Raw genomic sequence first — 13,495 nt, forward strand, 5'->3', positions numbered from 1 at the left:
GGAGCGCTCCAACCGGGTGGTCGCCCGGGCAGGCGACCACCCGCCCCCTGCACGGCGGCCCGGTCAGCCGACTGCGGCCCGCCACACCCAGGAGGTACGCCGGGCCCGGCCGGGCAACTCACCGCGGCCGGTCATCCAGAGCAGCACCTCCGGTGCCGCCCCGGCCGGGGCGTCCGGGAAGAGCCGCCGCAGCACCAGCGCGCTCAGCCGCTGCGGCGGCTGCCACGGCACACCGAGACCGAGGGTGATGTCGTGGGTGTGTAGCACCGTCTCGGCCACCCCCATGGCGGCGAAGCCGGCCGGGTCGCACGGGCCGAAGTGCCAGGCCCGCACGTCCGGCGCGGCGCCCTCGACGGCGGCGGCGAGCAGACCCGCGCAGGCCCGCACCACGGTGAGCACCTGCGCCGGGCTCGCATCGGAGGAGACCCGCAGGTCGTACGGCAGGTAGCCGTCATCCGGGCGGCCGGTGACCTGACCCGCGTACGCGAGCAGATCGTGCGCGACGTGCGCCGCGGTCGTCCAGCAGCTCCACGTCAGCGAGCCGGCCGGCGTCGACCAGTCGCGTTCCCGGTGCGGCACCAGCACCCGGGTCATCTCCTCGGCCGCGTCCCGCAGGTCGGCACCGGTCACCGCGGGCATTCGCCGGCCCGCCGTGCTGCGCCGGAGGTCGGAGTCCCGTCACGTGTGGAGACAGTCGAGGCATGCAAGAATCCATCCTCGCATGTGGGGGGAGGCGGGCACGGTGTTGCCCAACCTGGTGGTGGACACAACCGTGCTGCCTCCGCGGGACCGGTTCGCGTTCTGGTACGCCCTGGTCGCCCAGGAGACGGCGCCGGCGCACATCAGCAGCGGTCAGCTGGACAACTTCGTCGCGTACGCGCAGGCCATCGACCTGGGTCGGATCCGGATGACCTCGCTGCGCTACCCGTCGCTGGACGCGATCCGGCCCGCGAAACTGGTCCGCGGCGCCGAGGGGGACGTGTACCAGCTCGCGCTGCCACTGACCGGTCGCAGCACCCTGATCCAGGAGCGCACCGAGTCCACGCTCGAGGCCGGCAGACACCTCACCCTGCTGGACACCGCGCGGCCACACGTCGCCCGGCACCGCACGGACGGTCCCGCTCCGGCAACCACGATCACCGTGCAGATACCCCGGACGGCGCTGCCCCTGCCAGCGGACCGGCTCCGCCGCCTGCTGGCCACGCCGCTGCCGTCGCACCTCGGCGTCGGCGGCCTGCTGGTCCACCACCTACGCAGCATCGCGGCGCACCCGGAGCAGTACGAGCCGGCCCAGGCCGAGATCCTGGGCGGGGTGGCACTGGACCTGCTGGCTGCCGCGCTCGCCCAGCAGCTCGACATCGAGGACGCCCTGTCACCGGAGGCCCGGCAGACCACGCTGCGGGCCCGCGTCGTGGACTTCATCGACCGTCACCTCGACAGTGACGACCTCAGCCCTCGCAGTGTCGCCGCCGCCCACCACATCTCGCTGCGATCGCTGCACCGCCTGTTCGAAGCGGAGGCGACGACGGTTGCCGAGCTCATCCGCGCCAAACGCCTGGAGCAGTGCCGGCGTGACCTCGCCAACCCGCTGATGCGCCAACCGGTCCATGTCGTCGCCGCCCGGTGGGGGTTTCCGGACCGGGCCCACTTCAGCCGCCTCTTCCGTGCCCGTTACGGGTGTTCACCGCAGGAGTACCGGACGGCCGTCGCCCACCAGCGCCACTGACCCGCGCCGACACCTATCGCCGGTGGTCGGTCGGGTCGTCGGCGACGAAGTCACGCACGGCGACGCGGATGCTCTCGCCGTACGGGTCCTCGGGTAGCCGCACCAGGTGCTCCCGGGCTCGGGCGAGGTGTTCCCGGGCCGGGCCGACGTTGCCCAGGCGCCGGTGGCAGTCGGCGAGGTTGAGGTACAGCGACGGCAGGAACACCTGGACCTGGAGTGCGGGCAGGTATCGCTGGGCGCGTTCGTCGGTCAGCTCGGACGCGGCGGCCAGGGCACGTTCGTCCCAGCCCAGCTCCGCCTCGGTGGTGTCCTGTAGGTCGGCGAGGTAGTGCGCCAGGGTGCACCGGTGCAGGGCGTCTCCGGTGGGGCCCAGCTCGTCCCAGAGCAGGGTGAGCAGCTCGCGGGCGCGGCCGGGTGCGCCACTCTGGCCGAGCTGTACGGCCTCGATGATGCGGGTCATGGTCGGGTCGTCGGTCATGTCGCCGATGGTCGGGCCTCAACCCGGTCGAGAGTCAAAGCCCGCCACAACGTTCGAAAATTTCCGAGCGCTGTTAAATTCTTGCACTCCACTGTCGACTTTTCGTAGGCTGCCGGGGTGAGCAACCATCCCCTGGTCGAGGCGACAGACCTCACCAAGGTCTATCCACCACGTGGGTCCACAGCGGAGTTCCGGGCCGTCGACGGCATCACCTTCGCCCTCGAACGGGGGGAGTCCTTCGGGCTCCTCGGCCCCAACGGCGCCGGCAAGTCCACGACCATGCGGATGATCGCCGCGACGTCACCGATCAGCGGTGGCAGCCTGCGCGTGCTGGGCATGGACCCGACGAGACAGGGGCCGGAGATCCGCGCCCGGCTGGGTGTCGTCACCCAGGACGACTACCTGGACAACGAGCTCACCGTGCGGGAGAACCTGCACATCTACGGGCGGTACTTCGGCCTGCCGAGGGCCGTCATCCGGGAGCGCACGACCCGCCTGCTCGACTTCGCCCAACTGCGGGAGAAAGCCGGTGACCAGGTCGAGACGCTCTCCGGCGGTATGCGTCGACGGCTCACCATCGCCCGCTCCCTGATCAACGAACCGGACATCCTGCTGCTCGACGAGCCGACCACCGGCCTCGACCCGCAGGCCCGACACATCCTGTGGGACCGGCTCTTCCAGCTCAAACAGCAGGGCGTCACGCTCATCCTCACCACGCACTACATGGACGAGGCCGAGCAACTCTGCGACCGGCTCGTCGTGGTCGACCACGGCCGCATCGTCGCGCAGGGCTCACCCCAGGAACTGATCTCCCGGTACGCCACGCGGGAGGTTCTCGAACTCCGCTTCCGCCTCGACGAACGGGACACCGCAGCGGAGAAGCTCCGCACGTCGGTGCTGGCCACCGGCGGCAACGACGCCGAGGGCCGGGTGGAGCTGCTCCCTGACCGGGTGCTCGTCTACACCGCCGACGGCGAGGCCGCCCTCGCCACGGTGCACGCCATGTCACTGACCCCGCTCACCGCACTGGTCCGCCGCGCGACGTTGGAGGACGTGTTCCTCAAGCTCACCGGCCGATCGCTCATCGAGTAGCAGGGGAGAGAGCACCAGTGCTTCGCGTCTTCCGATACTGGCTCACGCGCTACCGGCGTACCTGGCGGGGCTCGATCGTGATCAACGTGTTGAACCCGTTGCTGTTCCTCATCGGCATCGGGGCCGGCCTGGGCGCCCTCGTCGACGACAACACGCCGGCCCAGATCGCCGGCGTCTCCTACGCGGCGTTCTTCGCCCCGGGCATGCTGGCCGCCGCCGCGATGCAGAACGCGTTCCTGGAAGCGTCCGCAGGGGTCGCCCGGGCTGCGGGCTTCGGGTCGTACCGCAGCGCCGCGCCGACACCGCTGAAACCGGAGCAGCTCGCCGCCGGGCACCTGCTCTTCATCACCTTCCGGGTGCTCATCGCCAGCGGCGCCTTCGTCGTGGTGATGGCCGCGTTCGGGCTGGTCGAGGGCGCGTGGGCGGTCGGCGCCCTGCTCGGCGCGACGCTGACCGGGGTCGCGTTCGCCGCACCCGCCGCCGCGTGGGCGGTCGGCGTCCGCAAGCTGCGCCACATCGACACGGTGTTCCGCTTCGTCATCATGCCGCTCTACATGTTCTCCGGCACGTTCTTCGCCGTCTCGCAGCTGCCCGAGTGGATCCGACCGGTGTCCTACCTACTGCCGCTCTGGCACGGGGTGGAGCTGTGCCGCACGCTCAGCCTCGGCACGGCGACGCTCACCGGCAGCTCCGTGCACATCGCGTACCTGCTGGCGCTCGCGGTCGGCGGTTTCCTGGTCGCCCGGGTCACCTACCGCCGGCGGTTGCACCCGTGACGACACACGTCCAGAGCCTCGTGGAGACACCATGACCACCGTCGCCGTACCCGCCTGGACGAGACGCCGCGCCCTGGCGCTCATCGAACGCAACTTCATGATCTACCGCCGGTCGGTGACGCCGCTGCTCAACGCGCTCGTCGAACCGATCCTGTACCTGCTCTCGATCGGCGTCGGCGTCGGGATGCTCGTCGGCACGGTCCCCGGCGTCGACGTCCCGTACGCCGCCTACGTGGCCCCGGCGATCCTGGCGACCACGGCGATGAACACGGCGTTCAACCAGACCAGCTTCGGCGTCTTCATCCGGATGAGGGTCGAGAAGACCTACGAGGCGATCCTGCCGACCCCGCTCTCCGTCACCGACATCGCCGTCGGCGAGGTGACCAGCGCGATGATCAACGGTCTGTTGACCTCGATCGGCTTCCTGACCGTCATGGCGGTCGGCGGTCTGGTCACCTCGGCCTGGGTGCTGGTGGCCCTACCGGCGTCGGTGCTGATCTCGTACGCGTTCGCCGCCGGCGGACTGGCCGTCACGACGTACCTGCGCGACTTCCCCGACTTCCAGTACATCCAGTTGTTCATGCTGCCGATGTACCTCTTCGCGACGACGTTCTACCCGCTGTCGGTCTACCCGGAGGCGGTGCGGCCCCTGATCCAGGTGCTGCCGCTCTACCACAGCATCGAACTGGTCCGGGAACCCGCGCTGGGCCACCTGAGCTGGGACCTGCTGATCCCGGTGGCCTACCTCCTCGCGTTCGGGTCGATCGCGATGTACGTCGCCACCCGCCGAATGACCCGGGCGATGCTGCGCTGACCCGCACTCCCGCCGGTCACCGCTGGGCCACGATGCTCTCGAGCACCGCGGTACGCCCTCCCGGACCCACCGGGAAAAGACGTCGACGAGATCGCGCCGAGGGTATAGCTTGCAGGTGACCGCGACACCTGCCCGAGGAGGTGAGACCCATGAACGTCGCAGCGATGTGGGTGCTCCCCCTTGCCGTCACGGTCGGGCGATCGACGTAGGTGTCGCCGGGAGTGCCCTGCCAACACGGCACTCCCGAAAGGCCACACCCATGCACCCTCAGACCGCCGACACCGGTCGCGCACCCCGCCCGTACGACGTGATCATCGCCGGTTGCGGGCCGACCGGCGCGATGCTCGCCGCCGAACTACGCCTGCACGACGTACGGGTACTCGTCGTCGAGAAGGAGACCGAACCGACGTCGTTCGTCCGCATCGTCGGCCTGCACATCCGCAGTCTCGAACTGATGGCGATGCGCGGGCTACTGGAGCGCATCCTCCCGCACGGCAGACAGCGTCCGGCCGGCGCCTACTTCGCCGCCATCGCCAAACCCGCGCCCAGCGGCGTGGACTCCCGGTACGCCTACCTGCTGGGCATCCCACAGCCGGTCATCGAACGTCTACTCGAAGAACACGCGACCGAACTGGGCGCGCAGGTCCGGCGCGGCCGCGCCGTCACCGGGTTCCAGCAGGACGACGACGGTGTCACCGTCGAGCTGTCCGACACCGAACGGCTGCGCACCCGCTATCTCGTCGGCTGTGACGGCGGGCGCAGCACGGTGCGCAAACTGCTCGGCGTCGGCTTCCCCGGCGAGCCCGCCCGGACCGAGACGCTGATGGGCGAGATGGAAGTGGGTGTGCCGCAGGCGGAGATCGCGGCCACGATGACCGCCGTCGGTCAGACCCACAAGCCGTTCTGGGTACGGCCGGCGGGCGGTCAGGCCTACAGCGTGCTGGTCCCCGCCGCAGGGCTCAGCGACCGAACGGAGCCGCCCACCATCGCGGATTTCCGCGACCAGTTGCGGGCCATCGCCGGAACCGACTTCGGTGTGCACTCGCCGCGCTGGCTGTCCCGCTTCGGGGACGCCACCCGGCTCGCCGAGCGGTACCGGGTCGGGCGGGTGCTGTTGGCCGGCGACGCCGCGCACATCCATCCACCCATCGGCGGACAGGGCCTCAACCTGGGCGTCCAGGACGCGGTCAACCTGGGGTGGAAACTGGCCGCGCAGGTCCGCGGTTGGGCGCCGGAGACACTACTCGACACCTACCAGGCCGAGCGTCATCCGGTCGCCGCGCAGGTGCTGGACAACACCCGGGCGCAGACGGAACTGCTGTCCACCGAACCGGGCGCCCAGGCCGTGCGGAGGTTGCTCACCGAGCTGATGGACTTCGACGAGGTGAACCTCCACCTCCTTGCGAAGATCACCGCCATCGGCATCCGCTACGACTTCGGCGCGGGCCCCGATCTGCTCGGTCGCCGCCTGCCCGACATCGACGTGAAACAGGGCCACCTCTACGGTCTGCTGCACGGCGGGCGTGGTCTCCTACTGGACCGCACCGAACGCCTGACCGTCGGCGGCTGGTCGGACCGGGTCGACCACCTCGCGGATTCCACTGCCGACCTGGACGCCCCGGGCGTCCTGGTCCGGCCGGACGGTCACGTCGCCTGGGTCGGCGACGACCAGCAGGACCTGGACGAGCACCTGTTCCGGTGGTTCGGCAGACCTGCCCACTGATCTCGCCGACCTGCCAGGTGCCGTGGCGACGTGCCGCTACGCCGGTACGTCGCCACGACACCCCACGGCGTACGGCCCTACGCCGAGCTGACAGGGGCGGGTGTGCAGCGTGGGGTTGCGGCCGATGCGTCTTTCTGGTGAGGAGCACTGACGGGAGCGGGCGTGTCGTTCGAGGACTTCGTGGCGGGGTATGGCCGGTCGCTGGTGCGCCTGGCGTTCGTCCTGAGCGGCGACCGGCAGGTGGCGGAGGATCTCGCCGAGACCGTGCTTGCCGATGCGTACCGGCACTGGAGGCGGGTGCGCGCGGCGGCAGACCCCGAAGCTTATGTACGCCGCATGCTGGTGAACGCGCATCTGAGCTGGCGTCGCCGACGTTGGACGACGGAGCGGCCCGTCGACCTGCGCCAGGAGACCGGCGCCACGGTCGCCGACCCGGCCGACGCGGTCGCCGCCCGGGACCAGATGCGGGTGCTGTTGAGCGGGCTCGCCCCGCGCGCCCGCACGGTGCTTGTCCTGCGGTACTACGCCGACCTAGACGACGCGGCCATCGCCGCGGCCATGGGGGTCAGCGAGAGCTCGGTGCGGGCCACCGCCTCGCGTGCCCTGGCGAGCCTGCGCGGGCCGGCTGCCATCGACGCACAGAGGGAGACCCGATGAACCAGTCGACGGAACGCGAGCTGCGCGAGCTGTTCGCCGCCGAGGCTGCCGACGCTCCCGACGAGCGGGCCGTGGCCGCCGCGGCGGTGCGCCGGGTCCACCGCAGGCGCCGGATTCTGATGGTGGCGGCGGCCTCGACCGCGGTGATCGTCGCGGCGGGTGTGTATGGCGTCCACCGGCCGGCCCCGACGCCACAGGCGCAGCCGCCGGTCACGCCCTCGTTCTCGGCTGGCCCTCCGGCGCCGGCGGCCGATCTGCCAGCCGGGGTCAGGCCGGGCGATCCGCTCGCCTTCGGCGCGGCGCAGTGCGTCAAGCTGTATTCCCCGGAGACGCTCGCCGAGCAGGCCTTCGCCTTCGACGGCACCGTGACCGGCATCGGGCCGGCACGAACCGGGCGCGGTGAGAATCCCCCGCTGGACCTGCGATCGGTGACCTTCCAGGTGCACACCTGGTTCAGGGGTGGGTCTGGGGGCACTGCCGTGGTGGACATGTCGCCGCCCGTCCCGGTCCCCGCGCCGGGCGACGCCACGTCCGAGCATGCCCCCGCCTATCAGGTCGGCACGCGGTTGCTCGTGTCCGGCACGCCCCGCTGGGGTGGCGCACCGCTCACCGACCCGATCGCGTGGACCTGCGGTTTCACCCGGTACTACAGCCCGGCGACGGCGGCCGAATGGGCCACCGCGACGAGATGAGCGGCACGCCGGCCGGCCCCACGGGCGACCTGGCCGGTGGTTCGGAGGACTCCTGGGCAGTCGCGTTGATGGTCATCGTTCTGCGGCGAGTTCGCTGAGAATCGGGCGTAGTCGGTCGGCCAGGGCCGGGTCCGTACGAGTGAGTTCGGTGCTCAGGGCCGCTACGGCGGCCGACAGTGCGCGGCGTAACTCGGTCTCGTCCAGGGAGCGGACAAGTGTCGTTTCGAGCGGGGCGGTGATGGTGGCGGGTAGGAGATGGGCGCCCTTGGCGTAGCTGATGGGGTGGCCCAGACATTGGCAGGCGAGCGCGATCGTCTGCGTCCGCAGCGCGCTGATCCAGTGCTCCGCCTGCCAGTACCTGCCGCGCTCGATGCTGATCCGCGCGTGTAGTGCGTGGTGCCAGGCCAGACCGGCGATGCCGTCGTGGCCGCTCGGCATGACCGGCTGCGCCGGTGTGGATCGTCCGAACACGAGTCGCCAACTCGGGCCGCGAGGCCCGAAGTCGGCTTCCGGGCTGAACGCGAGGTCGACCTCCAGGCCGTGCGGAAGCAGGAACACCCGGTAGATGACAGGCCCGGACGGCAGGTCCCAGTGATGGGCGGCGGCGAAGTCCCGGTACAGGTGTTGCGTCCACCGGTGCATGACGGCGTCGAGTGGTTCGCTGACCGCGAAGGCCAGGTCGACGTCTGACCAGCGGTCCTCGTCGTCAGTGGCGTGGGAGCCGGTGATCGCGGCGGCGACGACAGCGGGGTCGTGTTTGGCGAGGTGCAGGAGCCGTCGTCGGACCAGGTCCCGTTCCGCTGTGGAGAACACCGGCTCAGGCTGCTCTTCGACAGAGCCTCCCGCAACTCCGGTTGCGACCTCGCGAGGATTAACGGTTTACTGGTAACACTAATCCAATAATTACCCACCACATTTCGGGCAAACCGACCATGCACCATAATGACAGTTCTTGTGCGTAAGGATTTGCGCTGGTGTAAGCGTCTGGGACGTCCGGTGCGCGCGTGTTGGCGGGTAACTCAGGTGGCCTCTCGATGCGGCGGAGGGCCGCTACGACGAGCGGCCGTACGTGGCGCGGGCCTGGGCCACGGCGGCGGCCTCGCGTTCACGCCACCGCCGCTGCGCCTCTCGGTTGCACGTCCGGCAGACCCGACGGTATCGGCCGGTCGCCGGGTCGAGCTCACGGTCGTGGCCGTTGCGGCACTGTGCCGGTTGGACTCGGCTGCGGCAGGCGTCGGTCCGGCTGAGCTGTCGCAGATGAGTCGGCTCGATACAGTCGGCGGCGCCGCAGGTCTGGTCGACGTCGAGGGCGGGGTCGTACCCGCCGAGGAAGACGACGTACGCGGCGATGTGCGCCCACGCCCGGCCCGCGACCTTCTGGTGCACCCCGCGGCGCTGCCCGTAACCTTCGACGACCAGGCAGCCGGTCTCGGTGCGGTGTGAGCGCTCCAGCAGGTAGGCGCGCAGCGACTCCTCGGTGTGGTAGCGGGACAGACCCTTCACGGCCGCGAGCACCGTGTCACCGTACCCACGTCACGCACCATCGTCGAACGACGCTGACACGACGGCGCGCCCGTCTGGCGATTGGCCGCGCTCCGGCCGGTGGGCGGTCGTGCTGTCGGCAGACCGCGGCGAGCGGTCGGCGGTGGAGGTCTGCGCGATGTCCACCGCGCAGCCGGTGCGGGCTGGCCGGTGCGGGCAGCAGCGACACGAGTTCGTCACCTGTCGGCGAGGTGCCGCTCATCCTGGTTTCCCCTCTCAGCGGGAGCGTCAGATTTCTCTGACACCCCGTGTCACAGAGGTCTGACAGGGGAGGGTCGCGGACGTCAACCGCCCGATCGGGGTGGGCCGGTCACCGACCCCAGTGCGGCAGCCAGACCTCGGTGGCGGGTGCCTGTGCCCGTCGGGAGTCGAGGTAGTCGCGAAGTGTGCGCAGTGCGGGATGGGGGTTGTCGTCGCGCCAGATGAGCGACAGGGGATAGATCGGCGCGGGGTCGCGCACCGGTACGCGCCGCAGGTCGTAGCTGTCCGGCCACAGATAGCGGGTGCGCTCGCCCGCGAGGGTCGCCAGCTCCGCGGAGTCGGCGATCTCGGCCAGCAGCACCTCGTTGCCGAAGACCGGCCCGACCAGGTCGATGGTGAGGCCGAACGCGGCGGCGAGTTCGTCGTAGTAGTCGGCCCACTCGGTCCCGGGGGCCAGGCCGGGCATCCAGATGCGGTGCTCGGCGAGGTGCGCGGGCGTGACGCTGCCGGCGTTGGCGAGCGCGTGGCGTGGGCCGACGAGCAGCTCGTGGTGCTCGTCGATCACCCGCACGGTCCGGATCGCCGCCGGTAGGTGGCGCGCGGCGACGGTGACGGCGTGGAAGGTGGCGTCGACGGTGCCCGCCTCGACGGCGGCGGTCGCGGCGTGGACGTCGGCGTCGAGGGTGACGACGTCCAGCTCGATGCGGGGGTACGCACGGTGGAAGTCCTGCAACAGCACCGCCGGTGCGATCCGTCGGCTGTGCACGTCGACCCGCAGTGCCCGTCGGCCGGGGCGTACCGAGGCGTCGGCGCGCGCCTCGGCCCGGAGCAATTCACGGGCGTGTGGGAGGAACGTCTGACCGTCGACGGTCAGGTGGGTGCCGCGAGCCGTGCGGGTGAACAGTCGTACGCCGAGGTCCTTCTCCAGGGCGGCGATGCGCTTGGAGACGGCCTGCTGGGTGATCGACAGCGCGACCGCGGCGTCCTGGAACTGGCCGGCGTCGGCGGCGGCGACGAACGTGCGTACGGCGTCGAGATTCACCCGGCAACCCTACGGACACAACGTCGGGTTGTGACTCGCCCCGGCGTCGGTTGTTTGACCTGCGATCACCGGCGTTGCTGTGATCCTCGCGGTCAACGTCGAGTTGTCGGAGCGGGGGTGCGGCGTGTCGCTGGGGCGGCGGTTCGGCTGGTTGTGGGCGTCGTACGCGGTCAGCGCCTACGGCTCTGGGCTGGGGTTCGGAGCGTTGCCGTTGATCGCCGTGCTGGTGCTCCACGCCAGCCCCGCCCAGGTGTCCGTGCTGGCCGCGCTGGGGCCGGCGGTGGGCGCGCTGCTCGCGGTGCCGCTCGGGCCCTGGGTCGAGTTCCACAGCAAGCGGCAGGTGATGATCGCCATGGACCTGATCCGGTTCGCGGTCCTGCTGTCGATCCCCGTCGCGTACGCCCTGGGCCGGCTCAGCTTCGGGCAGTTGCTTGTCGTCTCGGCCGTGGTCGCCACCGCCCGGATCGCCTTCACCGCGGCCAGCGGCGCCCTGCTGAGGTCTCTCGTCCGACCGGATGACCTCCTGGTGGCCAACGCGCGGTTCGAGTCGACGACCTGGAGCGCGATCGCGATCGGGCCGCCGCTGGGCGGCGCGGCGGTCGGCCTGTTCGGGCCGGTCGTCACCGTCGTCGCCGACGCGTTCAGCTACCTGCTCTCGGCGCTGGGCATCACCGCCATCCGCGGCCACGGGGAGCACCCGGGGCGCACCGGCGGCAGCCGGGTCCGGACCGGTGAGCTGCTCGCCGGTTGGCGGCACCTGTTCACCCACCGCGGCCTGCGCGCGCTCTACCTCAACCAACTGCTCGTCAGCGGGCTGATCATGGCCACCGAGCCGCTGCTTGCCGTACTCCTCCTCGGCGAGCTGGGGTTCCCGCCCTGGCAGTACGGCCTCGCCTTCGCCCTGCCCCGCGTCGGCGGTCTCGTCGGGTCCCGTCTGGCCCGCCGGGTCGTGGCGCGCTACGGCCAACACCGGGTCATCCGCACCGTGGGCACGCTGCGCGCGATCTGGTTGATCGGCCTCGCCGTCGTCCAGCCCGGCGTGGTCGGCCTCGCCACGGTGATCGCCGTCGAACTGGCGATCATCATCGGGATGAGCCTGTACAACCCGGTGCTGGCCACCTACCGGCTGGAACAGACCCCGAAGGGTCACATCGTCCGTACCCTGTCGGCCTGGTCGATCGGCAGCGGCGTGGCCATCGCCGTCCTCAGCGCGCTCGGCGGGCTGCTCGCCGAGGCCACCAGCCCTCGCACGGCGATCGCGGTCGCCGGGCTGGTGGTCTTCACCAGCCCGCTGCTGTTGCCCCGCGTCCCTGCCGTCGGTCGGCCGGCGGCCGAGCACCCCGCGCCGGTCTCTACGATCGCGTGATGTTCCGGCCGAGCTACCCGATCCGTACCGCACGGCTCGTCCTGCGCCCGGTGACGATCGACGACCTCGACGACGTGTACGCGTTTCAGCGCCGACCCGACGTCGTGCGCTGGACGCTCGGCGGCGAGCCGCGTACCCGTGCGCAGTCGCGGGCGTCGGTGGTGGCCATGGCGGGCGAGGACGCGTGGCGCGCGGAGGGCGACTGTCTGACGGTGGCGGTGGTCACCGACGCTGGGGTGATCGGGACTGTGGAGTTGGTGTGGCGCAGCCGGCTCGACAGTAGCGCCGAACTCGGGTTCGTCTTCCACCCCGACCACTGTGGTCGCGGGTACGCCACCGAGGCTGCCACGGCACTGCTGGCCTGGGGGTTCGATGAGGTCGGGCTGCACCGGGTCTACGGCCGGTGCCACAGTCGCAACGAGGCGTCGGCCCGGATGATGGCGCGGCTCGGCATGCGGCCGGAGGCCCGCCATGTCGAGAGTTACCTGTTCGACGGGGAGTGGGCCGACGAACTCGTCTTCGCGGTGCTGGCGCGCGAGTGGCGGGCCGCAACCCGCACGCCGCCGTCGTGATCGTCTGCCACGGCGGCGTGCGGGGCGAGTCGACGCCTCAGGCCTGGCGGCTGAGCCACTCCCGGTAGGCGGTGGGCGCGATGACGGCGTCGTCGGCGCCGATGAGCACGTCGCCGGACACGGCGGCGAACATGCCGGCACCGTTGTCGGTGGTCACGGTGCGCTGGTCACCACGGGCGGCCAGGGTGATCCGCCCCAACTCGTCGAGGGCGAAGACGTCCGGGCCGGCGACGTTGCGCACGCCCTTGAGCGGGGCGCCCATGCTGACCTCGGCGACGGCCTGCGCCACGTCGGCGGCGGCCATCGGCTGCACCGGGGTACCGGGCAGCCGCACGGTGGTGTCGTCGGCCGTCCAGGACATGATCGCCTCGACGAACTCGAAGAACTGGGTGGCGCGGACGATCGAGTACGGAACGGGACCCGCCGTGAGGATGTCCTCCTGGAGGGTCTTGGCGCGGTAGTAGTCCAGGCCGGGCACCTGGTCGACGCCGACGATGGAGAGGATCACCGCGTGGCCCACGCCCGCGCGGGCGGCGGCGGCAAGCAGGTTGTCCATGGTCGTCTGGAAGAAGGCGGGGGAGGCCTCGTCGAAGGTCGGCGAGTTCGTCAGGTTGACCACGACCTCGGCGCCGGCGAGCCCGTCGGCCAGGCCCTGCCCGGTGAGCAGGTCCACCCCGGTGGACGGCGAGAGCGGCACCGCGTCGTGCCCCGCGGCCTGCAAGATCTTGACGACCTGCGACCCGATGAGGCCGGTTCCGCCCAGTACGGCGATCTTCATGCCAAGCACCTTCCCGTAACTGTGGGCCCGAGTGGC

At 71.0% G+C, this 13,495-nt stretch carries 15 protein-coding genes; 9 read left to right on the top strand and 6 right to left on the bottom strand.

Annotated elements, in window-relative coordinates; all coding sequences use genetic code 11:
• Nucleotides 1-63 precede the first annotated feature (63 nt).
• Nucleotides 64-639 carry a maleylpyruvate isomerase N-terminal domain-containing protein gene (locus ACWER9_RS00750; RefSeq protein WP_452299790.1) on the bottom strand — a complete coding sequence of 192 codons (576 nt, stop codon included), beginning with the start codon at nt 637-639 and terminating at the stop codon, nt 64-66.
• Between the two features lie 82 nt (nt 640-721).
• On the opposite strand from ACWER9_RS00750, the gene ACWER9_RS00755 reads away from it, so the two are divergent.
• Complete coding sequence (locus ACWER9_RS00755; protein ID WP_452299791.1) at nt 722-1,726, top strand: AraC-like ligand-binding domain-containing protein; 1,005 nt, start codon at nt 722-724, stop codon at nt 1,724-1,726.
• 13 nt (nt 1,727-1,739) lie between these two features.
• Here ACWER9_RS00755 and ACWER9_RS00760 read toward each other — a convergent pair whose 3' ends face one another.
• Complete coding sequence (locus ACWER9_RS00760) at nt 1,740-2,204, bottom strand: hypothetical protein (RefSeq protein ID WP_452299792.1); 465 nt, start codon at nt 2,202-2,204, stop codon at nt 1,740-1,742.
• Between the two features lie 117 nt (nt 2,205-2,321).
• On the opposite strand from ACWER9_RS00760, the gene ACWER9_RS00765 reads away from it, so the two are divergent.
• The 6 genes from ACWER9_RS00765 (at nt 2,322) to ACWER9_RS00790 (ending at nt 7,958) form a co-directional block, all read left to right on the top strand.
• The gene (locus ACWER9_RS00765; RefSeq protein ID WP_452299793.1) at nt 2,322-3,296 is read left to right on the top strand and encodes an ABC transporter ATP-binding protein; all 975 of its coding nucleotides are present in this window, start codon (nt 2,322-2,324) and stop codon (nt 3,294-3,296) included.
• A 17-nt stretch (nt 3,297-3,313) separates the two neighbouring features.
• Nucleotides 3,314-4,072, top strand: a complete 759-nt coding sequence (locus ACWER9_RS00770; protein WP_452299794.1) for an ABC transporter permease — start codon at nt 3,314-3,316, stop codon at nt 4,070-4,072.
• Between the two features lie 31 nt (nt 4,073-4,103).
• Nucleotides 4,104-4,886, top strand: coding sequence for an ABC transporter permease (locus ACWER9_RS00775; RefSeq protein WP_452299795.1), 783 nt, complete (start codon nt 4,104-4,106; stop codon nt 4,884-4,886).
• A gap of 259 nt (nt 4,887-5,145) precedes the next feature.
• Entirely contained in the window at nt 5,146-6,609 is a 1,464-nt protein-coding gene (rox, locus tag ACWER9_RS00780; RefSeq protein ID WP_452299796.1) for a rifampin monooxygenase, read from the top strand.
• Between the two features lie 162 nt (nt 6,610-6,771).
• The gene (locus tag ACWER9_RS00785; RefSeq protein ID WP_452299797.1) at nt 6,772-7,266 is read left to right on the top strand and encodes a sigma-70 family RNA polymerase sigma factor; all 495 of its coding nucleotides are present in this window, start codon (nt 6,772-6,774) and stop codon (nt 7,264-7,266) included.
• On the top strand, nt 7,263-7,958 hold the full coding sequence (locus ACWER9_RS00790; RefSeq protein ID WP_452299798.1) for a hypothetical protein: 696 nt from the start codon (nt 7,263-7,265) through the stop codon (nt 7,956-7,958). Before ACWER9_RS00785 ends, ACWER9_RS00790 begins: the two co-directional genes overlap by 4 nt.
• A gap of 72 nt (nt 7,959-8,030) precedes the next feature.
• Here ACWER9_RS00790 and ACWER9_RS00795 read toward each other — a convergent pair whose 3' ends face one another.
• The 3 genes from ACWER9_RS00795 to ACWER9_RS00805 form a co-directional block, all read right to left on the bottom strand.
• Nucleotides 8,031-8,771: a nucleotidyltransferase domain-containing protein gene (locus ACWER9_RS00795; protein WP_452299799.1), complete on the bottom strand. Its 741-nt coding sequence runs from the start codon at nt 8,769-8,771 to the stop codon at nt 8,031-8,033.
• Between the two features lie 237 nt (nt 8,772-9,008).
• Complete coding sequence (locus ACWER9_RS00800; protein WP_452299800.1) at nt 9,009-9,473, bottom strand: HNH endonuclease; 465 nt, start codon at nt 9,471-9,473, stop codon at nt 9,009-9,011.
• Nucleotides 9,474-9,810: 337 nt separating this feature from the next.
• The gene (locus ACWER9_RS00805; protein WP_452299801.1) at nt 9,811-10,743 is read right to left on the bottom strand and encodes a LysR family transcriptional regulator; all 933 of its coding nucleotides are present in this window, start codon (nt 10,741-10,743) and stop codon (nt 9,811-9,813) included.
• Nucleotides 10,744-10,822: 79 nt separating this feature from the next.
• Here ACWER9_RS00805 and ACWER9_RS00810 point away from each other — a divergent pair, with 79 nt between their 5' ends.
• Together ACWER9_RS00810 and ACWER9_RS00815 are read left to right on the top strand one after the other, a co-directional pair.
• Entirely contained in the window at nt 10,823-12,109 is a 1,287-nt protein-coding gene (locus ACWER9_RS00810; protein WP_452299802.1) for an MFS transporter, read from the top strand.
• On the top strand, nt 12,109-12,681 hold the full coding sequence (locus tag ACWER9_RS00815) for a GNAT family N-acetyltransferase (RefSeq protein WP_452299803.1): 573 nt from the start codon (nt 12,109-12,111) through the stop codon (nt 12,679-12,681). Before ACWER9_RS00810 ends, ACWER9_RS00815 begins: the two co-directional genes overlap by 1 nt.
• Before the next feature lie 37 nt (nt 12,682-12,718).
• Here ACWER9_RS00815 and ACWER9_RS00820 read toward each other — a convergent pair whose 3' ends face one another.
• The gene (locus ACWER9_RS00820; protein ID WP_452299804.1) at nt 12,719-13,459 is read right to left on the bottom strand and encodes an SDR family oxidoreductase; all 741 of its coding nucleotides are present in this window, start codon (nt 13,457-13,459) and stop codon (nt 12,719-12,721) included.
• Nucleotides 13,460-13,495 lie beyond the last annotated feature (36 nt).

It is taken from the genome of Micromonospora sp. NPDC003944 (assembly GCF_053605225.1).